This is a genomic window from Brevundimonas sp. UBA6550 (assembly GCF_002434505.1).
Taxonomy (GTDB): domain Bacteria; phylum Pseudomonadota; class Alphaproteobacteria; order Caulobacterales; family Caulobacteraceae; genus Brevundimonas.
Genome location: NZ_DJKE01000006.1, coordinates 294630 through 316064 on the forward strand (window position 1 = coordinate 294630; position 21435 = coordinate 316064).

Annotated in this window: 19 protein-coding genes; 8 read left to right on the top strand and 11 right to left on the bottom strand. The window is 68.0% G+C overall.

Annotation, left to right across the window (positions count from 1 at the left end):
- Window positions 1–112: 112 nt before the first annotated feature.
- Window positions 113–2257: a malate synthase G gene (locus tag B3Z70_RS07460; protein WP_292022689.1), complete on the top strand. Its 2145-nt coding sequence runs from the start codon at window positions 113–115 to the stop codon at window positions 2255–2257.
- Here B3Z70_RS07460 and B3Z70_RS07465 read toward each other — a convergent pair.
- From B3Z70_RS07465 to cysD, 3 genes are all read right to left on the bottom strand, one after another.
- Window positions 2245–3294, bottom strand: coding sequence for a mechanosensitive ion channel family protein (locus B3Z70_RS07465; protein ID WP_292045262.1), 1050 nt, complete (start codon window positions 3292–3294; stop codon window positions 2245–2247). The genes B3Z70_RS07460 and B3Z70_RS07465 overlap by 13 nt on opposite strands.
- A gap of 64 nt (window positions 3295–3358) precedes the next feature.
- A complete protein-coding gene (gene cysN, locus B3Z70_RS07470) occupies window positions 3359–5272 on the bottom strand; it encodes a sulfate adenylyltransferase subunit CysN (protein ID WP_292024643.1) in 1914 nt (637 codons plus the stop codon).
- On the bottom strand, window positions 5272–6240 hold the full coding sequence (gene cysD / locus B3Z70_RS07475; protein ID WP_292024641.1) for a sulfate adenylyltransferase subunit CysD: 969 nt from the start codon (window positions 6238–6240) through the stop codon (window positions 5272–5274). The genes cysN and cysD overlap by 1 nt, the downstream gene beginning before the upstream one ends.
- A gap of 147 nt (window positions 6241–6387) precedes the next feature.
- On the opposite strand from cysD, the gene B3Z70_RS07480 reads away from it, so the two are divergent.
- Window positions 6388–6939 carry a lipocalin family protein gene (locus B3Z70_RS07480; RefSeq protein WP_292024639.1) on the top strand — a complete coding sequence of 184 codons (552 nt, stop codon included), beginning with the start codon at window positions 6388–6390 and terminating at the stop codon, window positions 6937–6939.
- Between the two features lie 61 nt (window positions 6940–7000).
- Here B3Z70_RS07480 and B3Z70_RS07485 read toward each other — a convergent pair whose 3' ends face one another.
- Window positions 7001–7537 (bottom strand): hypothetical protein, encoded by a 537-nt coding sequence (locus B3Z70_RS07485; RefSeq protein ID WP_292045264.1) that lies wholly within the window; start codon window positions 7535–7537, stop codon window positions 7001–7003.
- A 323-nt stretch (window positions 7538–7860) separates the two neighbouring features.
- On the opposite strand from B3Z70_RS07485, the gene B3Z70_RS07490 reads away from it, so the two are divergent.
- The 6 genes from B3Z70_RS07490 to B3Z70_RS07515 all read left to right on the top strand — a co-directional run bounded on the left by B3Z70_RS07490 (window position 7861) and on the right by B3Z70_RS07515 (window position 13897).
- Entirely contained in the window at window positions 7861–9660 is a 1800-nt protein-coding gene (locus B3Z70_RS07490; protein ID WP_292019403.1) for a long-chain-acyl-CoA synthetase, read from the top strand.
- 95 nt (window positions 9661–9755) lie between these two features.
- Window positions 9756–10622, top strand: a complete 867-nt coding sequence (gene motA, locus B3Z70_RS07495; protein WP_292019401.1) for a flagellar motor stator protein MotA — start codon at window positions 9756–9758, stop codon at window positions 10620–10622.
- 104 nt (window positions 10623–10726) lie between these two features.
- A complete protein-coding gene (locus tag B3Z70_RS07500; RefSeq protein WP_292045266.1) occupies window positions 10727–11020 on the top strand; it encodes a hypothetical protein in 294 nt (97 codons plus the stop codon).
- 88 nt (window positions 11021–11108) lie between these two features.
- On the top strand, window positions 11109–12938 hold the full coding sequence (gene mnmC, locus B3Z70_RS07505; RefSeq protein WP_292045268.1) for an FAD-dependent 5-carboxymethylaminomethyl-2-thiouridine(34) oxidoreductase MnmC: 1830 nt from the start codon (window positions 11109–11111) through the stop codon (window positions 12936–12938).
- A gap of 24 nt (window positions 12939–12962) precedes the next feature.
- Window positions 12963–13355 carry a DUF6491 family protein gene (locus B3Z70_RS07510; RefSeq protein WP_292023925.1) on the top strand — a complete coding sequence of 131 codons (393 nt, stop codon included), beginning with the start codon at window positions 12963–12965 and terminating at the stop codon, window positions 13353–13355.
- An 86-nt stretch (window positions 13356–13441) separates the two neighbouring features.
- Window positions 13442–13897: a hypothetical protein gene (locus B3Z70_RS07515; RefSeq protein ID WP_292023923.1), complete on the top strand. Its 456-nt coding sequence runs from the start codon at window positions 13442–13444 to the stop codon at window positions 13895–13897.
- A 33-nt stretch (window positions 13898–13930) separates the two neighbouring features.
- Here the strand turns inward: B3Z70_RS07515 and gyrB are convergent, their stop codons facing one another.
- The 7 genes from gyrB to dnaA all read right to left on the bottom strand — a co-directional run bounded on the left by gyrB (window position 13931) and on the right by dnaA (window position 21434).
- On the bottom strand, window positions 13931–16357 hold the full coding sequence (gene gyrB, locus B3Z70_RS07520) for a DNA topoisomerase (ATP-hydrolyzing) subunit B (protein WP_292023921.1): 2427 nt from the start codon (window positions 16355–16357) through the stop codon (window positions 13931–13933).
- A gap of 133 nt (window positions 16358–16490) precedes the next feature.
- Complete coding sequence (locus B3Z70_RS07525) at window positions 16491–16832, bottom strand: type II toxin-antitoxin system RelE/ParE family toxin (protein WP_292023919.1); 342 nt, start codon at window positions 16830–16832, stop codon at window positions 16491–16493.
- Complete coding sequence (locus B3Z70_RS07530) at window positions 16829–17077, bottom strand: ribbon-helix-helix domain-containing protein (RefSeq protein WP_292023917.1); 249 nt, start codon at window positions 17075–17077, stop codon at window positions 16829–16831. Before B3Z70_RS07530 ends, B3Z70_RS07525 begins: the two co-directional genes overlap by 4 nt.
- Before the next feature lie 36 nt (window positions 17078–17113).
- Window positions 17114–18235, bottom strand: coding sequence for a DNA replication/repair protein RecF (recF, locus tag B3Z70_RS07535; RefSeq protein ID WP_292045270.1), 1122 nt, complete (start codon window positions 18233–18235; stop codon window positions 17114–17116).
- 55 nt (window positions 18236–18290) lie between these two features.
- Complete coding sequence (locus tag B3Z70_RS07540) at window positions 18291–18578, bottom strand: GIY-YIG nuclease family protein (RefSeq protein WP_292021849.1); 288 nt, start codon at window positions 18576–18578, stop codon at window positions 18291–18293.
- A gap of 70 nt (window positions 18579–18648) precedes the next feature.
- Window positions 18649–19767 carry a DNA polymerase III subunit beta gene (dnaN, locus tag B3Z70_RS07545; RefSeq protein ID WP_292021847.1) on the bottom strand — a complete coding sequence of 373 codons (1119 nt, stop codon included), beginning with the start codon at window positions 19765–19767 and terminating at the stop codon, window positions 18649–18651.
- A 194-nt stretch (window positions 19768–19961) separates the two neighbouring features.
- A complete protein-coding gene (dnaA, locus tag B3Z70_RS07550; protein WP_409410514.1) occupies window positions 19962–21434 on the bottom strand; it encodes a chromosomal replication initiator protein DnaA in 1473 nt (490 codons plus the stop codon).
- Between the last annotated feature and the right edge of the window lies 1 nt (window position 21435).

A 21435-nucleotide genomic window follows, 5' to 3' on the forward strand; every position in this document is an offset into this window, starting at 1 on the left:
GACGGCGATGACGCGACGTGACCCTTGCGCAGGCGGGCGGGCTCCGCTTACCTCATCACGCATTGTTACAGGTCGGCCCAAGCCCTGGCGCCGGCCGCAAGGAGCCGCCGTCATGACCACCCATGAAGATCGCGCCGGGTTGAGCGTCGCGGGCGAACTGATCGCTCTGATCGAAGGGCAGGTGCTGCCGGGGTTGGGGCTCGATGCGGCGGCCTTCTGGTCGGGGGCGGCCGCGATCTTCGAACGATTCGCCCCGGAGAACCGCGCGCTGCTGAGCCGGCGCGACGCCCTGCAGGGCGAGATCGACGATTGGAACAGGACGCGGCGGGGCCAGCCCTACGATGTCGCGGCGTCCGAGGCCTTCTTGCGCGAGATCGGCTATCTGGTCGAGGAGCCGCGGCCCTTCACGATCACGACCGACGGGGTGGACGCCGAGATCGCGCAGATGGCCGGGCCGCAGCTGGTGGTGCCGGTTCTGAACGCCCGCTTCCTGCTGAACGCCGCCAATGCGCGGTGGGGCAGCCTGTATGACGCCCTGTACGGCACCGACGCCTTAGGCGACCTGCCGCAAGGGGGCGGATACGATGCGGCGCGCGGCGCGCGGGTCGTGGCGCGGGCCAAGGCGTTTCTGGACGAGGCGGCGCCGCTGGCGGAGGGTTCGCACGCCGATGTCGCCGGCTGGTCGGTGGTCGATGGCGCCCTGTCGCCGGCGCTGAAGGATGCGGCTCAGTTCGTCGGGTTCCGGGGAGAGGCGGCGGTCCCGTCCTCGATCCTGTTGGTCCACAACGGCCTGCATATCGAACTGGTCATCGACCGCGACCATCCGGTCGGGCGAGGCGATGCGGCGGGACTGGCGGACGTGGTGCTGGAATCGGCCCTGACCACCATTGTCGATCTGGAGGATTCGGTCGCCGCCGTCGATGCGGCGGACAAGGCCGAGGCCTATCGCAACTGGCTGGGCCTGATGCGCGGCGACCTGTCCGCGACGTTCAGGAAGGGCGGCGAGACCCTGACCCGCGCGCTGGAGCCGGATCGGCAATGGACCGCGCCGGACGGATCCTCGGTGACGCTGAAGGGGCGCAGCCTGCTGTTCGTGCGCAACGTCGGCCATCTGATGACCACGCCGGCCATTCGTCTGGCGGACGGGTCAGAGGCGCCCGAGGGGATCATGGACGCCATCGTCACCAGCCTGATCGCCCTCTATGACATCAAGGGGCTGGGTGGGTTCGGCAACAGCGCCACCGGCTCTGTCTATATCGTCAAACCCAAGATGCACGGACCGGACGAGGCCGCCTTCACCGACCGGCTGTTCGACGCGGTCGAGGACCTGCTGGCCCTGCCGCGTCATGCGATCAAGGTCGGGGTGATGGACGAGGAACGCCGGACCTCGGCCAATCTGGCGGCCTGCATCCATGCCGTGAAGGACCGGATCGTCTTCATCAACACCGGCTTTTTGGACCGCACGGGCGACGAGATCCACACATCCATGCAGGCCGGGCCGGTGGTGCGAAAGGCCGATATCAAGTCCAGCGCCTGGATCGCGGCCTATGAGGCCCGGAACGTCGCCATCGGTCTGAAGTGCGGCCTTTCGGGCAAGGCCCAGATCGGCAAGGGCATGTGGGCGGCGCCGGACCGCATGGCCGACATGCTGGAGCAGAAGATCGGTCATCCGAGGACGGGCGCCAACACCGCCTGGACCCCGTCGCCGACGGCGGCGACCCTGCATGCGCTGCACTATCATGCGGTGGATGTGTTCGCGGTTCAGAAGGATGTCGCGCGGCGCGAGACGCCGGGTCTGGAGGCCCTCTTGACCCCGCCCCTGGCCAATGGCGTCAACTGGCCCGAAGACGAGGTGGCGGCCGAACTGGACAACAACGCCCAGGGCATTCTGGGCTATGTGGTGCGCTGGATCGATCAGGGCGTCGGCTGCTCCAAGGTGCCGGATATCCACGACATCGGCCTGATGGAGGACCGGGCGACTCTGCGGATCAGTTCTCAGCATATCGCCAACTGGCTGCTGCACGGGGTCTGCACGGCGGAACAGGTGGACGCCGCCTTCCTGCGCATGGCGGCCAAGGTGGACGGCCAGAACGCGGGCGATCCGCTGTATCGGCCGATGGCGACGAACCCCGAGACCAGCCTGGCCTATCAGGCGGCGCGGGCGCTGGTGTTCGAGGGGGTGGAACAGCCGAACGGCTATACCGAGCCGCTGCTGCACGCCTGGCGGTTGAAGGCGAAGGCGGCTCAGTCCGCCTGACGCAGCGCAGAGGGGGCGGCCGGCTCGGTCGCCTCCGCCTCGTCGTCCGCCATGACGTCGTCGGCGGCGTCGTTGGCGGTCCGGGCGCTGCGCTGGGGGCCGGTTGGCGGGGGCGGGGCGCCGTCGCCATGGCCCAGACGCTTCAGAGCCTCGTCGCCCTCCAGGCCGAAGGCGCGGCGCAGGCGCAGGTCCGTCTGCGGCACCGGCACCTCCACGCCCGCCTCATCCAGCGCGTCGGCGATCAGCCAGGTATAGGCCGCGTGCATGGCGGCGGGGCGTTTGACCGCATCGCGCGTGGGCCAGACCACCAGTTCGAACGACAGGCCCCGCTCGCCGAACGCCACCAGCCAGACCTGACTCTTGCGCGCCTCGGTTTCCGGCAGGGTGAAGGGGCTGGCGCGGGCGGCCTTCAGCACGGCGTCGCGGACCTGGCCCCGGTCAGAGCCATAGGCGACGGTGAAGGGCACATGGATGCGGCGGGTGTCGCCCTTCAGCGTCCAGTTGGTCACCGGCTGTTCGATGAAGCGCGAGTTGGGCACCAGGACATTGACGTTGTCGTTGGTGCGGACGCGGGTCGCGCGCGGGCCGATCTCCATGATGGCGCCGCGAATGCCGATGTCCTCGATCTCGATATAGTCGCCGACCGACACCATCCGGTCGAAGATCAGGAACAGGCCCGATACGAACTCCTTGACCACCCCCTGCAGGCCCAGACCCACGCCGATGCCCAGGGCGCCGGCGAAGACCGCCAGGGACGACAGGTTCAGCCCCGCCGCCGACAGGGCCGCCATCGCCCCGATCACGATGATGCCGTAGCCGGCCAGCCGCTCCAGCAGATAGACGGCCTGGCGGCTGCGGTCCGCCCGCTCGCGCACCCGGCGCAAGGATCGTGTCACCAGCCAGTGGGCGGCGAAGGCGACCACAACGATGACGCCCGCGCTGACCAGTCCGCCCAGCGTCAGGTTCGTCCCGGCGATGCGGGCGATCTGCGACTGCTCGATGGCGGACAGGTCCAGTTTTTGGATCGGCAGGGTCATCGGCCTCTACAGCGCGTCGGAAACAGTCAAGGTTCCCGTGCGGTGCGTGCAGCCGGATTTCAAGTCAGATGCTGAAATCCTCGTTCCAGAACCGGCCGTCCAGCCAGGCCACGATGCGCTCGGCCGCCTGCTCGGGCGACATGGTGGTGGTGTCCACCACGATCTCGGGCGTCTCGGGCGCTTCATAGGGGCTGTCGATGCCGGTGAAGTTCTTCAACTGGCCCGCGCGCGCCTTCCTGTAGAGCCCCTTGACGTCGCGGGCCTCGGCGACCGCCAGGGGGGTGTCGACATGGACCTCCACGAACTCGTCTTCGCCCAGCAGGTCGCGCGCCATGCGGCGTTCGGCGCGGAAGGGGGAGATGAAGCTGACCAGGACGATCAGGCCGGCGTCCACCATCAGTTTGGACACCTCCGCGACGCGGCGGATGTTCTCGACCCGATCCTCCTCGGTGAAGCCCAGGTCGCGGTTCAGGCCATGGCGGACATTGTCGCCGTCGAGAAGATAGGTGTGGCGGCCGTCGGCGTGCAGCCGCCTTTCGACCAGATCGGCGATGGTCGACTTGCCCGCGCCGGACAGGCCGGTCAGCCAGATGACGCGGCCCTTCTGGTTCTTGATCGCCGCGCGCGCGGCCTTGTCCACCGACAGGGCCTGCCAGTGGATGTTGTGGGCGCGGCGCAGGGCGAAGTGCAGCAGGCCCGCGCCGACCGTCCGGTTCGAGATCCGGTCGATCAGGATGAAGCCGCCCAGATCCTTGTTTTGGGCATAGGGGGCGAAGGCGACGGGGGCATCCAGCGACAGGTTGCAGACGCCGATCTCGTTCAGCTCAAGGCGCTTTGCCGGCTGCTGCTCCAGGGTGTTGACGTTCACCTTGTGCTTGGGCTCGGTGATGGTCGCGCCCACCAGCTTTGCGCCGATCTTCAGCAGATAGGGCCGACCCGGCAGCAGGGGCTCGTCGTCCATCCAGACCACCGTCGCCTCGAACTGATCGGCGGCCTCGGGCGGGGCGTCTGCGCTGGCCAGGACGTCGCCCCGCGACACGTCGATCTCATCGGTCAGAGTCAGGGTGATCGACTGGCCGGCGACGGCCCTGTCCAGATCCCCGTCGGCGGTGACGATGCGGGCGACGGTCGAGGTCCTGCCCGACGGCAGAACACGCACCGCATCGCCCGGCCGCACGGTCCCCGCCGCGATCTGGCCGGAGAAGCCGCGGAAGTCGAGATTGGGCCGGTTGACCCATTGCACCGGCAGGCGGAACGGATCGGCCTGAAGATCGTCGCCGACCTCCAGCGTCTCCAGCAGACGCATCAACGGCGGCCCGGCGTACCAGGGCGACCGGGGGCTGGGTTCGGTGATGTTGTCGCCGCGCAGGGCCGACATCGGAATGGCGTCGAAGGTCTTCAGCCCGATCTGGGCGGCGAAGGCGGAAAAGTCGGAAACGATGGCGTCGAACACCTCCTGGGACCAGCCCATCAGGTCCATCTTGTTGACCGCCAGGATAACGTGGCGGATGCCCAAGAGGCTGACCAGATAGGCGTGTCGCCGCGTCTGGGTCAGCACCCCGCGCCGGGCGTCGATCAGGATGACGGCGGCGTCGGCGGTCGAGGCGCCGGTGACCATGTTGCGGGTGTACTGCTCATGCCCCGGCGTATCGGCGACGATGAATTTGCGGGTCTCGGTCGAGAAGAAGCGATAGGCCACGTCGATGGTGATGCCCTGTTCGCGTTCGGCCGCCAGACCGTCGACCAGCAGGGCGAAATCGATGTCGCCTCCTTGGGTGCCGAGGCGGCGGCTGTCCGCTTCCAGCGCCGCGATCTGATCCTCGAAGATCATCTTGGAATCGTAGAGCAGCCGCCCGATCAGGGTGGACTTGCCGTCGTCCACGCTGCCGCAGGTGATGAAGCGCAGCAGGCTCTTGTGCTGGTGGGCGTCCAGATAGGCGTCGATGTCGCGGGCGATCAGGTCGGACTGGTGCGCCATCAGAAATAGCCCTCCTGCTTCTTCTTCTCCATCGAGGCGGACTGGTCGTGGTCGATCATCCGGCCCTGACGCTCCGAGGTGGTGGTCAGCAGCATTTCCTGAATGACCTGGGGCAGGGTCGCCGCCGTGCTCTCGACCGCCCCGGTCAGGGGGTAGCAACCCAGGGTGCGGAACCGGACCGACTTCATCTGCGGCGTCTCGCCGGGCCGCAGGCGGAAGCGGTCGTCATCGACCATGATCAGGGCGCCGTCCCGCTCGACCACCGGCCGCTCGGCGGCGAGGTAGAGGGGCACGATGGGGATGCGCTCCAGGTGGATGTATTGCCAGACATCCAGTTCGGTCCAGTTGGAGATGGGAAAGACGCGGATGCTCTCGCCCGGCCGTTTGCGCGTATTGTAGAGCCGCCAGAGTTCCGGCCGCTGGTTCTTCGGATCCCAGCGATGCTCGGCGGTGCGGAACGAGAAGACCCGCTCCTTGGCCCGCGACTTCTCCTCGTCCCGCCGCGCGCCGCCAAAGGCCGCGTCGAAACCGTGCCGGGACAGGGCCTGTTTCAGCCCCTCGGTCTTCCACAGATCGGTGTGCAGGGCCGAGCCGTGATCGAACGGATTGATCCCGCGCGCGACCGCTTCAGGGTTCTGGTGGACCAGCAGTTCGACGCCCAGGTCGGCCGCCGCCCGTTCGCGCATCGCGTACATGGCGCGGAACTTCCACGTCGTATCGACGTGCAGCAGGGGGAAGGGCGGACGTGACGGATAGAAGGCCTTTTTCGCCAGATGCAGCATCACCGCCGAATCCTTGCCTATCGAATACAGCATGACCGGACGCTCGGCCTCGGCCGCCACCTCGCGCAGGATGTGGATGCTCTCGGCCTCCAGACGCTGAAGATGGGTCAGGCGCGCAGGCGGCGGGGCGAGGCTGTTTCTGGTCAGGGTGGCGATATTCACCGAGGCGTCTCCGTCGAACGCCATGTGACAACGCCAATGCGCGCCTAGGGACAAGCGAGGGTTACTGTCGTCCGCTGTGAGATTTTCGGCCCGCAGCATCCGATCCCGGCGCCCGGACGTAACGGAACCACGGTCGCCGAAAGCGACTTGTCGCTTCAAACGGAAACGCACATGTCCAGCCTGAAATCCCTGATGGCGTCGGCCGTCGCCGCTGTCGCCTTGGCCGGTTGCGTCACAGCGCCGTCCCCTTCCGAATACCTTGCGCCCCAGCCCGCCAAGCCGGTGGATGTGCAGCGCCTGTGGTCCGGGCGCTGGCACGAAATCGCGCGCCTGCCGGATCGGCTGACCGACGGCTGCGTGGCGGGGGCGTCCATCTATACGCCGATGGAGGGCACGCGCATCGACGTGCGCGACACCTGTCAGGTCGGCACGCCGCAGGGCAAGGAAAAGGCCATCGGCGGCCGGGGCGAAATCCTGGACCCCGGCACGAACGCGAAGCTCAGGGTCAGATATCTGGCCGGGTTCGTGACCTGGGATTACTGGGTGCTGGACCGTGCGGACGACTACAGCTGGTTCATCTCGGCCGATCCGACGTTCGAGCGACTGTTCATCTATACGCGCGAACTGCCGACCCAGGCCCAGGTTCGCAGTCTGACCGACCGGGCGCGCGCCCTGGGTTACGACGTCAGCCGGCTGGAGTTTCCAGAGCAACCGGCACGCTGAGCCAGATCGCAAAAAAGCCCCGGCCGAAACCGGGGCTTTTCTTCAGGCGACGACGATCAGTTCAGCGGTTGACCGTGATCGTCGGCGCGGGGGGGTGGGCCGGAGCCGACGTGGGCGCTGTCGTCGGAGCCGTGTTCAACTGGCCCGTGCTGGCCACCGGCGACGTCGCCGCCGCATAGGGTTGCGGACCCGTGGGCGTCGCAGGGGCCTCGACGCGGGGCGCGGCGGCCGGGCGTTCCGCCACCGGCGCGGCGCGACGGGCGACCGGGGCGGGCGTAGCCGGCGTCGGCGCGGCGGCCGGAGCCTGAACGGTCTGCATAGGCGCGGCCGGCGTCACGGGCGTTTCGACGGCGGTCATCGCGGCAGGCGCGGTCTGGATGGCGGGAGCCGCCGCTTCCGTGGACTGAGCCGGCGCGGCCTGTTCGCCGCCGCCCATCACCATCGCGACCCCGCTGCCCAGCAGCACCACGGCGCCGATGGGGGCCAGGATCATCCAGGTCTTGACCGACTTCTTGGACTTGGTCGGGCGGGCGTAACGCGGCACGAAGGCGTCTTCGGCGCGGGTTTCGGTATTGGCGTCAGCATATGTCATCGACATCGTTCTGGTCCTCCATAACGTCGGTCAACCAACCCGTCGTCTTGCACCGTCGTTCCGCGAACGGCGCAAAAGCCCCGAAGAAACACCGTTTTCGCCTGGAATGGGGCGCTGATCGCGCCTTTTGCGGTCGGATCACCCGGAATGCGGCAATAAAAAGCACCCGCCGGCTCTGGATTTCCCCCGCGTCAACAGAACAAATGGGTCACGGCTGTCGCCAATCCTCCTGACCCGCCAGGGATCGCGGTCGGCGCGGTTGACCCGACAGCCCGCCTTCGTCCATCACCGGCGGGGTGGAACACGCATTGACCGGAGATACGGCGCACATGGGTTTTGTAGCCAATATCCGTCGGGACGTCCGGTTCGCGCGGGGTCTGCTCCGCCTGCTCAAGCGCATCAAACCGATCCAGCTGGATAGCGACGTCCTGCTGTGCGACGACTTCGAGGAAGCCGTCGACAAATACCCGGACAACATCGCCATCGACGACGGTCAGCGCACCCTGACCTATCGCGACCTGGACGCCATGGCCAACCGCTTCGGTCACTGGGCCAAGAACCGCGGTCTGCGCCGCAGCGACACCATCGCCCTGATGATGACCAACCGGATCGAATATCTGGCGGCCTGGATCGGCTTCTCCAAGGTCGGCATCGCCACGGCCCTGATCAACACCAATCTGAACGGCCAGGGGCTGGCCCATTGTCTGGCCATCTCCAACGCCTTCAACGTGGTCGCCGACGAGGATTGCTGGCGCCAGATCGAAGAGGCGCGGCCTCTGGTCGATCACAATCTGGCGCTCTGGGTCCTGGGTCTGACCGAGGACATGGAGACCAGCGACCGGCGCGGGGTGGACAAGCCGGTGCGCGGCGCCTCTTCGGTGCGGCCGTCCAAGGCGGCGCGCGAGGGCATGACCAACCGCGACACAGCGCTCTACATCTACACCTCCGGCACGACGGGCCTGCCCAAGGCCGCGCGCATCCCCCATTCGCGCGCCCGCACCTATATGCGCGCCTTCGCCGGGGCCACGCGCTCGACGCCCGAGGACCGGATCTTCAACGTCCTGCCGCTGTATCACTCGACCGGGGGCCTGGTCGGGGTGGGAGCGGCCCTGTTGAACGGGGCGCGGTTGGTCATCCGCAAGAAGTTCTCGGCCACCAGCTTCTGGCCCGACGTGCGGTCGTCGGGAGCGACCATGTTCGTCTATATCGGCGAGCTGTGCCGCTATCTGGTCAACAGCGCCCCGTCCGATGACGAGACCCGGCACAAGCTGCGCCTGGCCTTCGGCAACGGCCTGCGCGCCGACGTCTGGCCCGATTTCCAGAAGCGGTTCCGCATCCCCGAGATCCTGGAGTTCTACGGCTCGACCGAGGGCAATGTCTCGCTGTTCAACTTCGACGGCAAACAGGGCGCCATCGGCCGCGTGCCCGGTTTCCTGAAATCGCAGATCAACATCCGACTGGTCGAGTTCGACGTGGACACCGAACAGCCGATCCGGGGCTCTGACGGCCTGTGCCGCCTGGCGCGCGTGGGCGAGGTGGGCGAGGCCATCGGCCTGATCGGCAACGACATCCGCCACGACTTCTCGGGCTATGCCGACAAGGCCGCCTCGCAGAAGAAGATCCTGACCGACGTGTTCAAGAAGGGCGATCGCTGGTTCCGCACCGGCGACCTGATGAAACAGGATGGGGAGGGCTATTTCTACTTCGTGGACCGGATGGGCGACACCTTCCGCTGGAAGGGCGAGAACGTCTCGACCTCCGAGGTCGAACAGGTGCTGATGGATGCGCCAGGCGTCACCGAAGCCATCGTCTATGGCGTGCCGGTGCCGGGCCAGGACGGCAAGGCGGGTATGGCGGCCCTGGTGGTCGAGGGCAAGTTCGACGCCCAGGCCTTCTCGGACCACGTCGAGGCCAAGCTGCCGGCCTACGCCCAGCCCGTCTTCCTGCGGCTGATCAAGTCGGCCGAGACGACCGGCACCTTCAAATATCGCAAGGCCGATCTGGTCGCCGACGGCTTCGATTCCGACAAGACCGGCCCGTCGCTCTACGTTCGGGGCGGCAAGACCGGCTATCAGAAGCTGACGGTCGCGGCGCGCAAGGCGATCCTGGCCGGCGAACAGCGTCTCTGAGGCCCTGTCCTGGCCGCCGGACGCCGTTCGCGAAACGCCGTCTTAATGATTAATGGGGATGATCCCGGCCTCTCGCGTCAGGATCGTCCTTCCCCATGTTCCAGATCATCGGCATCGTGCTGCTGTTTGGCCTCGTCTTCGGCAGCTACGCGATTTCGGGCGGCAAGTTCGAAGTCATCATGCACGCCGCCCCGCACGAGCTGATGGCCATCGGCGGCGCGGGCATCGCCGCCTTCCTGATCTCCAACTCCCTGCCGGTGATCAAGAGTTCGATGGGCGGGCTGGGCAAGACCTTCGCCGGGCCGAAGTGGAAGAAGCAGGACTACAAGGACCTCTTGTCGTTGCTGTTCCAGCTGACCAAGACGATGAAGTCCAAGGGCGTCGTGGCGCTGGAAAGCCACATCGAAAAGCCCAAGGAATCCCCGATCTTCCAGAAGTACCCCAAGGTGCTGAAGGACCATTTCGCCGTCGACTTCATCTGCGACACCCTGCGGATGATGACGATGAACCTGGAGGATCCGCACCAGGTCGAGGATGCGATGGAAAAACAGCTGGAAAAGCACCATCACGAGCATCTGGAGGCCGCCCATGCGCTTCAGAACCTGGCCGACGGCCTGCCCGCGCTCGGCATCGTCGCGGCCGTTCTGGGTGTCATCAAGACCATGGGGTCGATCACCGAACCGCCGGAGGTTCTGGGCGGCATGATCGGCGGCGCCCTGGTCGGCACCTTCATGGGGGTGTTCCTGGCCTATGGCCTGGTCGGTCCCTTCGCGGCACGCCTGACCGCGATCATCAACGAGGAAGCGGCCTACTATAAGATCATCCAGTCAGTGCTGGTGGCCCATCTGCACGGCAACGCCGCCCAGATCTCGGTCGAGATCGGCCGGGGCGACATCCCCTCCACCGCCCAGCCCTCGTTCGGCGAGATGGAAGAGGCGCTGAACAGCATCACCGCCGACTGAGCCGGATCGCCGCAGCGCCGATCCCGACTTGCCCCCTCCGGCGGCGCGGCCCTATCGTCGGGGATCAGAGGCGCGCCGCCTCGCGAACCGTTCGGAGATCTTCCATGCGTATGCCCGCCCTCATCGCCGTATCGGCCGCCCTGTTGGCCGTCGCCGCCTGCGGCTCGTCCAACGAGAAGAAGGCCGAGGTGCCCGCCAGCGACGCGGTCGAAGCCGCCGGCAGCGCCGAAGAGGCGGCCGTGACCGTCGATCAGGCCGCGCGCGACGCCGAAGCCGCCGCCAACCAGGCCATTCAGAACGACGCCGCCGCCGCCCCCGCCGCGACTCCGCCGGTCGAGGGCGCGGCCCCGACCACGCCGCCCGCGCCGGAGCCGGTTCCGGCGCCGTCCGGCCACTGATCCTCGGAACGTTAATCCGCACAAGGGGCCGCTTCCGATGGAGGCGGCCCTTTTTCGTTGTGGGGTCGACAATGCTAAAGCCCCAGCCATGCACCCCAACGACGCCTCGCCCCGACTGACCTGGACCGACGAGGGGGAGCCGCGCTCGGGCCGGTTCGGCGATGTCTATTTCTCGCGCGAAGACGGGCTGGCCGAGACGCGGGCGGTTTTCCTGGACGGTTGCGGCCTGCCGGATGCCTGGGCCGGGCGGGCCGCCTTCAGGGTCGCGGAACTGGGCTTCGGCACCGGGCTGAACATCGCGGCCCTGCTGGACCTGTGGCGACGGTCCGGCCCCGCAGGCGGACGACTGCACGTCTTTTCGTTCGAGGGCTTCCCGCTTACGGCGGAGGAGGCGGCGCGCGCCCTGGCCAACTGGCCCGAACTGTTGGATGCGGCCCAGGCCCTGATCGGCGCCTGGCCGGCGGCGACGCCGGGCTTTCACCGGATCGACCTGCCGGACTTCAATGCGGTGCTGGACCTGGCCATAGGCGACGCGGCCTGGGCCTTGGCGCAATGGTCGGGCGCGGCCGACGCCTGGTTCCTGGACGGTTTCTCGCCCGCCCTCAATCCCGGCATGTGGTCGCCGGAGGTGATGGGGCTGATCGCCGCCCGCTCGGCGCCCGGCGCGCGACTGGCCACCTTCACCGTCGCCGGCGCTGTGCGACGCGGCCTGGCCGAGCAGGGCTTCGTCGTCGACAAACGCCCCGGCCATGGCCGCAAGCGCGAGCGGCTGGAGGCCCGCCTGCCGACGCCGGTCGAGGCCGAAACCCGCCCGCGCGTCGCCGTGATCGGGGCGGGGATCGCCGGCGCCTCCGTCGTGCGCGCTTTGGGGGCGGAAGGCGTGCAGGCCATGGTGTTCGAGGCCGATCGGCCGGGCGCCGGCGGCTCCGGCTTTCCCGCCGGCCTCGTCACGCCGCGCCTGGACGCCGGCGACGGGGGCATCGCGGCCCTCCACGCCCAGGCGCTGGAGCGGGCGCGCGCGCTCTATGCGCAAACGCCGGGCGCCATCGTCGGCGACGGGGTGCTGCAACTGCCTCAGACGCCGCGCGACCGTGGCCGGTTCGAAAAGATCGCGAACCAGCCGATCTGGCCCGCCGGCGCCATGACGATCCCGGACGCCGAGACAGCCGACGCCAGGGCCGGCGAGGCGGTCGGGGCAGGGGGGCTGATGATGGCCGACGCCTGCACGGTTCGACCGGACGCCATCCTGTCCGGCTGGCTGGCCGATGCGGACATTCATGCTGCCAGGGTCGCACGGGTCGCGCGCGGCGAGGAGGGCTGGCGCCTGCTGGACGCCGCCGGCGCCGTCCTGGCCCAGGTCGATGTCGTGGTGGTCGCCGCCGGCTGGGGCGCCGCCGACCTGCTGGTCGATCATGACGCCGCGCCGCGCCTGTCGCCCGTGCGCGGCCAGGCGGACTGGATCGAGGATGCGACGCCGATTCAGGCCATGGCCTGGGGCGGCTATGTCGCCCCCACCGGCGAAGGCTTCCTGTACGGCGCCACCCATGATCGCAGCGAGGTGGATGTCGCGCCCCGCCCCGCCGACAGCGCGCGCAACCTGGAAACCCTGCGGGCGCGTCTGCCCGGCCTGGCGGATCGAGCGGCTTGCGCTGGCGTGGCGCGCAGCCGGGCCGCCGTCCGGGCCACAACGCAAGATCGCCTGCCGCTGGCCGGCGCCCTGGACGAGGGCCTCTATATTCTCGGCGGTCTGGGATCGCGCGGCTTCTGCGTCGCGCCCCTGTTGGGCGAGCATCTGGCGGCGTCGATCCTGAACCGGCCGTCGCCCCTGCCGCGCGACCTGGCCGAGCGGGTCGCGCCCCGCCGCCCGGCCGCGTCGTCGAATTCGCTTGCGCCCGGCGCTCCCCGGCGAGAGGGTTGAGGCGGGGGCTGTCAGGAGACCATCATGCTGCGCCTTGTCCTCGTCTCATCCGCTGTTCTGGCGCTGGCCGCCTGCGCCCCGGCCGGGTCCGGCCTGTCGCCGTCCGCCACGCGCGCCGCCGCCAATCCCTGTTTCCGGCCCAATCTGGTGCGCAACTTCACCGCGCCCAACGAACAGACCCTGTATGTCCGCACCTCGGCGACGGAGGTGTTCCAGATCGACGCCACCGTGTGCCGCGACCTGCCCCAGGCCGTGTCCATCGCCCTGGAGCCGCTGGGTGCAACCAGCCGCCTGTGCGTCGGCGACCAGGCCCGGTTGCGCAGCCCGACGACGGGGCCGGAACCGTGCCGCGTGCGCGTCCTTCGCCAGCTGACGGCGGACCAGATCGCCGCCCTGCCGTCGCGCGACCGCCCCTGATCCCGCCCGCGGAAAACCGCGCGACGACGATTGAAATTCGCCGCGTCCAGGTATGAAATGATCGCCTTGCCTGGGGAGGGAAGAGGATGATCAAAGCGATAAACATCACGGCCGCCGCGTCGGCGGTCGGACTGGGGCTGTTCGGCCTGGCGTCGCCGGCGGCGGCGGAAAGCTGGGCGGCCTTCTCGCGCAGCGACGCCGTCGTCTATCTGGTGGACATCGACGCCTTGACGCCGGTCGACGGCGTGGTCGCCACCAAGATGGCGCGCGTCCATGCGCGGGGCGAACCCACGGACCTCGGCCATGAGACCGAAGAGGTGATGGTGCGCTGCTCGGACGGTCAGTCGCGCTCGGGCGCGACCGTGACCTACGGCAAGGACGGCGGGGAAACCGACCGCTATTCGGAGGACACCCCGTGGGAGGCGACCCCGGCCGGCGGCATCTACGGCGCCATCAAGTCCTTCGCCTGCGAGGAAATGCGGCCCCAAGCCACCCGCTTCCCCACCATCGCCGCCTTCATCGCCGCCGGACGCGGCCAATAGGCCGCATCGCGCTCGACGCCGCCGCTTTCGACGTCAGACGTCGACGGCGGCGTCCAGGGCGTTTTCCTGGATGAACTCGCGGCGGGGCTCGACCACGTCGCCCATCAGCTTGGCGAACAGGTCGTTGGCGTCTTCCTCGTGTTCGACCGAGACCTGCAGCAGGGTGCGGGCGTTGACGTCCAGCGTCGTCTCCCACAACTGCTCGGGGTTCATCTCGCCCAGACCCTTGTAGCGCTGGATCGACAGGCCCTTCTTGCCCGCGTCCAGCACGGCGTTCAGCAGGTCCAGCGGGCCGCGGATGTCGGTGGACTTGTCCTTGCGGCGATAGACGGCGGGGGCTGAGAAGACGCCGTCGAAGGCGGCGGCGCGTTCGGCCAGACGCCGGGCGTCCAGCGAGCGGACCAGGGTTTCCTCCAGCACGATCGTCTCCTGCACCGCGCGACGGGTGCGGGTGAAGACCACGGCGCCCTGTTCGCCCGGGGCGCCCGTCCATTCCCCGTCGCCCTCTTCAGCATAGAGGTTCAGGCGCGCGGCGGCAGCGGCCGAGGCGGCGGCCATGTCGGCGTCGTCGGCGAACAGACCGGCCAGGGCCGCCTGTTCGATGGCGAAGGCGGGCGCGCGCTGGCTGAGGCGATCCACGCCGGCCTTGAACGCCTTGGCCTCGCGCACCAGGGATTGCAGGTCCAGGCCCAGGCGGCGCTCGCCGGTGGACAGGTCCAGTTCGGCCTCGGACGAGCCTTCCTCGATCAGATAGGCGTCCATCTCGGCCTGATCCTTGAGGTATCGGCTCTGCTTGCCCTTGGCGACCTTATAGAGCGGCGGCTGGGCGATATAGACGTGGCCCCGCTCGATCAGCTCGGGCATCTGGCGATAGAAGAAGGTCAGCAGCAGGGTGCGGATGTGGGCGCCGTCGACGTCGGCGTCCGCCATCAGGATGATCTTGTGATAGCGCAGCTTGTCGGCGTTGAAGTCGTCGCGGCCTATGCCGGTGCCCAGCGCCAGGATCAGGGTGCCGATCAGGTCCGACGACAGCATCCGGTCAAAGCGCGCGCGTTCGACGTTCAGGATCTTGCCGCGCAGGGGCAGGACGGCCTGGTTCTCGCGGTTGCGCGCCTGTTTGGCCGAGCCGCCGGCGGAATCGCCCTCGACGATGAACAGTTCGGACTTGGCGGGATCGCGTTCCTGACAGTCGGCCAGCTTGCCGGGCAGGCTGCTGATCTCCAGCGCCGACTTGCGCCGCGTCAGGTCCCGCGCCTTGCGGGCGGCTTCACGGGCCGAGGCGGCTTCGATGATCTTGGAGACGATCATCTTGGCCTCGACCGGGTGTTCCTCGAACCAGGTGGCCAGACCTTCCGAACACAGGTTCTCGACCGCCGGGCGCACCTCGGACGAGACCAGCTTGTCCTTGGTCTGGGAGCTGAACTTGGGGTCCGGCACCTTGACCGACAGGACGCAGGTCAGGCCTTCACGGGCGTCCTCGCCGGTCGGGGCGACCTTCTCCTTCTTGGCCAGGCCGGAGCTTTCGATATAGCCGCCCATGACGCGCGTCAGGCTGGCGCGGAAGGCCGACAGGTGGGTGCCCCCATCCCGTTGCGGGATGTTGTTGGTGAAGCACAGCATGGTCTCGTGGTAGCTGTCGTTCCACCACAGGGCCAGGTCCAGTTCGATCCCGTCCTTCTTGCCGCGAATGACGATGACGTCCTTCAGGATCGGCGTCTTGGACTTGTCGAGGTGGCGCACGAAGGCCTCGACCCCGCCCTCGTAGTGCAGCGTCATTTCGATGGGTTCGGCGTGACGCATGTCGGCCAGGCGGATGACCACGCCCGAGTTCAGGAAGGCCAGTTCGCGCAGCCGGTGTTCCAGCGTCTTCAGGTCGAAGTCGATGTGGCTGAAAGTCGTGACGGACGGATAGAAGGTGACCTCGGTGCCGCTCAGCGGCTTGCCCGTGTCCTCGCGGATCGGAGCGACGCCGGTGACTTCCAGCGACTTGGCCGTGTCGCCGCGTTCAAAGCGCATTTCGTGCTGCTTGCCGTCGCGATAGATCTTCAGCTGCAGCCAGTCGGACAGGGCGTTGACCACCGACACGCCCACGCCGTGCAGACCGCCGGAGACCTTGTAGGAGTTCTGGTCGAACTTACCGCCCGCGTGCAGCTGGGTCATGATGACCTCGGCCGCCGACACGCCTTCCTCGGCGTGGATGTCGGTGGGAATGCCGCGCCCGTTGTCGGTCACGGTGACCGAACCGTCGGCGTTCAAAATGACCTGGACCAGATCGGCATGGCCGGCCAGGGCCTCGTCGATGGCGTTGTCCACCACCTCATAGACCATGTGGTGCAGGCCCGAGCCGTCGTCGGTGTCGCCGATATACATGCCCGGCCGTTTGCGCACCGCATCCAGGCCTTTGAGAACCTTGATGGAATCGGCGCCGTATTCGGGCATGTCGGCAATCGGATCGGTCATGAAATCGTTGGCTCTGAAGTCCCGACCGGGACGGGGAGAAAACGCCGTGCCCGGCGTTCGAATCGACGGCGGGATCGCACCGCACCGAAGCCCGCAACATATAGGAAATTTCGGCGAAAAAGCGAGGGAAAGACTACTCTTGGTCCGCGTCCCATGGACGATCCGCCAACACGGCGTCGAGGTCGCGCGCACCGTGCAGAATTCGCCATACATCTATGTAGTCCGGCATATCGAAATAGCAGACCAGATAGGGAAAGTTCGGGATCGGCCAGGTCCGCAGGCCCGGCAGGCCGCAATCGTCTCCAACCAGACGGGAGCCCACGCCCGGATTGCGCCCAATCCGCTCGAAAGCGCTTTTCAACGCGGCGGAAAATCTTGTCGCCAGCTTTGCGCCTGACTGTTCGAGGTAATAGTCCACGACGCCTTCATGATCGCCGATCGCAGCTGGTCGTAGCCGGATCGCCTTGCCGGTCACGCCGATTTCTTGTGCTCGAACTGGCGTATGCGTTCGCGCTGGCGCTCCCAATAGGCGTCATCGACCAGAACGCCGGGGCCAGAGTTACGCCCCTCCAGCAACATGTCGCGGATGCGCTTCTTTTGCTGGTCCTGACGGACAAGGGCGCGGATGTATTCGCTGCTGGTGCCGAAACCCTGGTCGCTGACCTGGTCGTCAATGAAGGTCTTCAGCGCATCCGGCAGTGAGATGTTTATTGTGGCCATGCGGCGAACGATACGCCAATGGCAAAAAATGGCAAACTAATCGCGTTCCAGCGCGCCGCCTGTGACACGGACGAACTGCGCGCGACCTTCAAGACCGGCGAACAGGTCGCGTTCGGTGCCGGTCATGAAAGCCTGGAGATCGAGGGCGACGATCTCGTCGAACAGGGCGGCGCGGCGGCGTTCGTCCAGATGAGCGGGGGCCTCGTCCAGCAGCAGGATCGGGCGAGCCGACTGATCAGACAGACGTGCGATCTGGGCCAGGATCAGGTTCAGCACCAGGGCCTTCTGCTCGCCCGACGAACCCTCGGCGGCGAGACGCCGCTTCTCGCGGTGGATGGCCGTCAGGTCGGTGCGGTGGGGTCCGTAGAGGGAGCGGCCGGCGGCGCCGTCGCGGGTGCGCGCCTTGGCCAGACCGCCGCGCAGGACGGCGGCGATCTCGTCCTCTTCCGCGCCAGCCTCGGCCATCTGTTCGGCGGGACCGTCCAAGCCCAGGTCCGCCTGGGGGAAGGGGCGGTCGCCGCGCCCGTCGATGGCGGCTTGCAGGGAATGCAGGGCCGCGACGCGGGCGATGGCGGCCCGCGCGCCGGCCTCGCCAAGACGGGCCTCCAGCGCGTCCAGCCAGACGGGATCGGCCTCACGTCCGTCCGCAGCGTCGTTCAACAGTCGCAGCCGCTCGCGCAGCGCCTTGTCATAGGCCGAGACGCTGGCGGCATGGTCGGGATCGGCGGCGAAGACCAGCCGGTCGAAGAACTTCAGCCGTTCGGCCCGCGCGTCCGAGAACAGCCGGTCCTGCTCGGGCGTGGCCCAGACGGGACGCAGATAGTCCAGCAGCCGGCCGGGCTGGGCCGTCTCTCCGTCGATGCGGACGATGCGCCGCGCCGCGCCCGCCGCCTGGACGCCGGTGCCCAGCCGCGTCTCGTCGTCCAGTTCGACCATGACGGCCCAGGCGCGGCCGGTCGCTTCGCCCGGCTCGCGCCGCCCCATCTCGGCGGCGGTCGCGCCGCGCAGCCCCTTGCCCGGGGTCAACAGGCTGATCGCCTCCAGGAGATTGGTCTTTCCCGCCCCGTTCGGCCCATGCAGCACGACGGGGCCGGAGGTCATCTCCAGCCGCGCGCCCGCATAGGAGCGGAAGTCGGTGAGGGTGAGGGAGGTGATCAAGGTGTTCCGCTCATCCCGGCGAAAGCCGGGACCCAGTGCTTTCGCTCAGCACGATCTAACCGAGCAATGTTGGAAACAGATCCGCCCATGCCGGGTTCTTGCGCTCGATCACTTCCAGCTTCCAGACCCGTTTCCATTCCTTGATCTGGCGTTCGCGTCTGAAGGCCGCTTCGCGCGTCTCATGGATTTCGTACCATACCAGCATGGCCACGCCGTATTTCCTGGTGAAGCCTGCGCGCAGCTTGTCCCGATGTTCGGCGACCCGCTTGATCAGATCGTCCGTCGATCCCGTGCACAGCGTTCCATTGCGACGACTTGCGAGGATGTAGGTGTAGAACGCCAACGCCAGCCTCCGATGCGACACGAAAGAACTGGGTCCCGGCTTTCGCCGGGATGATCGGACGAAACTGGACCTAAACCCGCAGCGGCATCAGCACATACTGCACGCCCGGATCACCCGGATCGAGCACCAGGGTCGGGCTGGCCGGGTCGGCGAAGCGGAAGGCGGCGTTCTCGCCGGTGATCTGGCCGGCGACGTCCAGAAGATAGCGGGCGTTGAAGCCGATCTCGAACGGTTCGTCGGAATAGCCGATCTCGACCTCTTCCTCGGCCTGGCCGGCCTCCATGTTGCGCACCGTCAGCTTCACCCGGTCGTTGTCGAAGGCCAGCTTCACGGAGCGGCTCTTTTCCGCCGAGATGGTGGCCACGCGGTCGACGGCCTTGGCGAACAGGGCGTTGTCGATGTCGGCCTGTTTGTCGTTGCCGCGCGGGATGACGCGCAGATAGTCGGGGAAGGCGCCGTCGATGACCTTGGAGGTCAGGGAGGCCTCGCCCATCTGGAAGCGGATCTTCTGGGCCGAGACCTGGACCTCGACGGGGCCGCCGGCGTCGTCCAGCAGGCGGCGGACCTGATCGACGGTCTTGCGCGGCACGATGACGCCGGGGCCGCCCGCCGCCCCTTCCGGCGCCGGGGTCTCGGCCAGGGCCAGCCGGTGTCCGTCGGTGGCGACGGCGCGCAACAGGGGGATGCCCTGTTCGGCGACCGTGTGCAGATAAAGGCCGTTCAGATAATAGCGCGTCTCTTCGGTCGAGACGGCGAACCGGGTCTTGTCGATCAGGCGGGCCAGGTCCTCCTTGGGCAGGACGTAGGACGCGCCGGCGCTGTCGGTGGACATGACGGGGAAGTCGCCCGCCGGCAGGACCGGCAGGTTGAAGCGCGACCGCCCGGCCGAGACGACCAGACGCGGATCGTCGCCCGAATAGAGCAGCGAGACCTCGGCGCCTTCCGGCAGTTTTCGCACGATTTCATACAGGGTGTGGGCGGGGGCGGTGATCTGGCCCTCCACCTGCACCTGGGCCTCGGCCTCGTCCACCATCTCCATGTCCAGATCGGTGGCGGCGAAGGCCAGACGATCCCGACCTGCGCTCAGCAGCACATTGGACAGGATCGGAATGGTGTTTCGACGTTCAACGACGCTCTGCACGTGGCCCAGGGCCTTCAGGAGCGCGGATCGTTCGATGGTCAGCTGCATGTCGTCTCGCCCGGCGCGGCCCTCGTTGGAAGGGCCGCGGTTAAGTGACCTGGGACACTAGCGGATTGGGCGCAGGCTGCAAGGAAGCGGCGAGGGGTTAGTGGCGAGCAGCAAGTGGATATTGGGGGCAAATCGGCAGGACGAGGGGGTTTCCGTTCCCGCGTCGCCCGCCGCTGACCCCACGCGCCTGGAAATCAGCCCCGCAGCTTGCGCGTCAGGGCCTCGACATCGCGGGCGATCTGGTCGTCCTGCGGCATCAGTTCCTCGATCTTGCGCACGCCGTGCAGGACCGTGGTGTGATCGCGCCCGCCGAAGCGACGGCCGATGTCGGGATAGGAACGGGTCGTGTGCTGTTTGCACAGATACATGGCGATCTGGCGCGGGCGGGCGACCGAACGGGTGCGGCGTTCGCTGAGCAGGTCGGCCTGTTTCATGTTGAAATGGTCGGCGACCGTCTTCTGGATCTCGTCGACGGTGATGCGGCGCTCGGGCCCGCCGCGCATGGCCATGCCCAGCAGGGTCGAGGCCTCATCCACCGAAACGGACGACAGGCGCGCGCCGGCGGCGGCGGCCAGGGTGTTCACGGCGCCCTCCAGCTCGCGCATCGAGCCGGGGGTGCGATCCACCAGCTGGGCCAGGACCTCGGGCGCGGCCTCGCCCTGGACGACGCCGAGGGCCGACAGGGCCTTGAGGCGGTTCTGGGCCACGGCGATCTTCAGCTCGCGGTCCCCCGCCTCGACCGGGCAGGTCAGGCCGGCGGCCAGGTGGCTGCGCAGGCGCGGCTCGACCTCGGTCAGGGCCATCGGCGCGCGGTCGGCCGAGAAGACGATGCGTTTGCCGTCCTCGATCAGGGCGGTCAGGGTCGAGAGCAGTTCTTCCTGGGTGCTTGTCTTGCCGCCCACGAACTGCACGTCGTCCAGCAGCAGCATGTCGGCCGAGCGCAGGCTTTCCTTGAAGGCGGCGGTCGAACGGTCCTGCATCGCCTTGACGAAGGTGGACAGGAAGCGTTCGGCGGTCAGATAGACGACCTTGGCCTGGGGCCGCAGGCGCTGGGCCTCCCAGGCGATGGCGTTCAGCAGATGGGTCTTGCCGTAGCCATAGGGGCCGCAGAAGAAGACCGGGTTGAAATGGCCGTCGGCCCAGCTGGCGACCTGTTTGGCGATGGCCAGGGCGAAGGCGTTGCCTTGGCCCTCGATGAAGCTGTCGAAGGTCAGGCGGTCCTGCAGTCCGGCGGCGCGCACCGCGCGGGCGCCGTCCGCGCTGATGGGGGCGGCGGCCTGGGGCGCGGCGAAGGCGGCCAGGCGCGGCGTGGCGTCCACCACATTGCCGGCGCCGGGCAGCACGGCCGAGGCCGGCGGGGCCGACCCCACCTCGGCGCGGCAGCGCACCTCGAGCCGGCGCGAAAGGCCGTCCAGGCCCAGCCACAGCTCGTTCATGCGGCGCAGGGCGTTCTTGCGCACCCAGTCCCGGGCGTAGGCGGTGGGGGTGACCAGGATCAGGCCGCCGGCGTTGTCCAGGCGCACGGCCGAAGGGGCGATGTAGGACGAGAAGGGACCGTCGCCGATCTCGGCGCGCAGACGCAACGAGGCCTCGCTCCAGATGCGGTCCGGGTCCGTCAGTCCCGACGTCTTCGTTCCGCCCGCCATCGCCGTTGCGCCCCCAACCATC

Coding starts and splice junctions, on each gene's coding strand:
- mnmC (WP_292045268.1), top strand. CDS start 11,109: ATGCACCCCAACGACGCCTCGCCCCGACTGACCTGGACCGACGAGGGG.
- B3Z70_RS07515 (WP_292023923.1), top strand. CDS start 13,442: ATGATCAAAGCGATAAACATCACGGCCGCCGCGTCGGCGGTCGGACTG.
- B3Z70_RS07530 (WP_292023917.1), bottom strand. CDS start 17,077: ATGGCCACAATAAACATCTCACTGCCGGATGCGCTGAAGACCTTCATT.
- dnaN (WP_292021847.1), bottom strand. CDS start 19,767: ATGCAGCTGACCATCGAACGATCCGCGCTCCTGAAGGCCCTGGGCCAC.
- B3Z70_RS07490 (WP_292019403.1), top strand. CDS start 7,861: ATGGGTTTTGTAGCCAATATCCGTCGGGACGTCCGGTTCGCGCGGGGT.
- B3Z70_RS07485 (WP_292045264.1), bottom strand. CDS start 7,537: ATGTCGATGACATATGCTGACGCCAATACCGAAACCCGCGCCGAAGAC.
- cysD (WP_292024641.1), bottom strand. CDS start 6,240: ATGGCGTTCGACGGAGACGCCTCGGTGAATATCGCCACCCTGACCAGA.
- B3Z70_RS07510 (WP_292023925.1), top strand. CDS start 12,963: ATGCTGCGCCTTGTCCTCGTCTCATCCGCTGTTCTGGCGCTGGCCGCC.
- B3Z70_RS07480 (WP_292024639.1), top strand. CDS start 6,388: ATGTCCAGCCTGAAATCCCTGATGGCGTCGGCCGTCGCCGCTGTCGCC.
- cysN (WP_292024643.1), bottom strand. CDS start 5,272: ATGGCGCACCAGTCCGACCTGATCGCCCGCGACATCGACGCCTATCTG.
- gyrB (WP_292023921.1), bottom strand. CDS start 16,357: ATGACCGATCCGATTGCCGACATGCCCGAATACGGCGCCGATTCCATC.
- motA (WP_292019401.1), top strand. CDS start 9,756: ATGTTCCAGATCATCGGCATCGTGCTGCTGTTTGGCCTCGTCTTCGGC.
- dnaA (WP_409410514.1), bottom strand. CDS start 21,434: ATGGTTGGGGGCGCAACGGCGATGGCGGGCGGAACGAAGACGTCGGGA.
- B3Z70_RS07465 (WP_292045262.1), bottom strand. CDS start 3,294: ATGACCCTGCCGATCCAAAAACTGGACCTGTCCGCCATCGAGCAGTCG.
- B3Z70_RS07460 (WP_292022689.1), top strand. CDS start 113: ATGACCACCCATGAAGATCGCGCCGGGTTGAGCGTCGCGGGCGAACTG.
- B3Z70_RS07500 (WP_292045266.1), top strand. CDS start 10,727: ATGCGTATGCCCGCCCTCATCGCCGTATCGGCCGCCCTGTTGGCCGTC.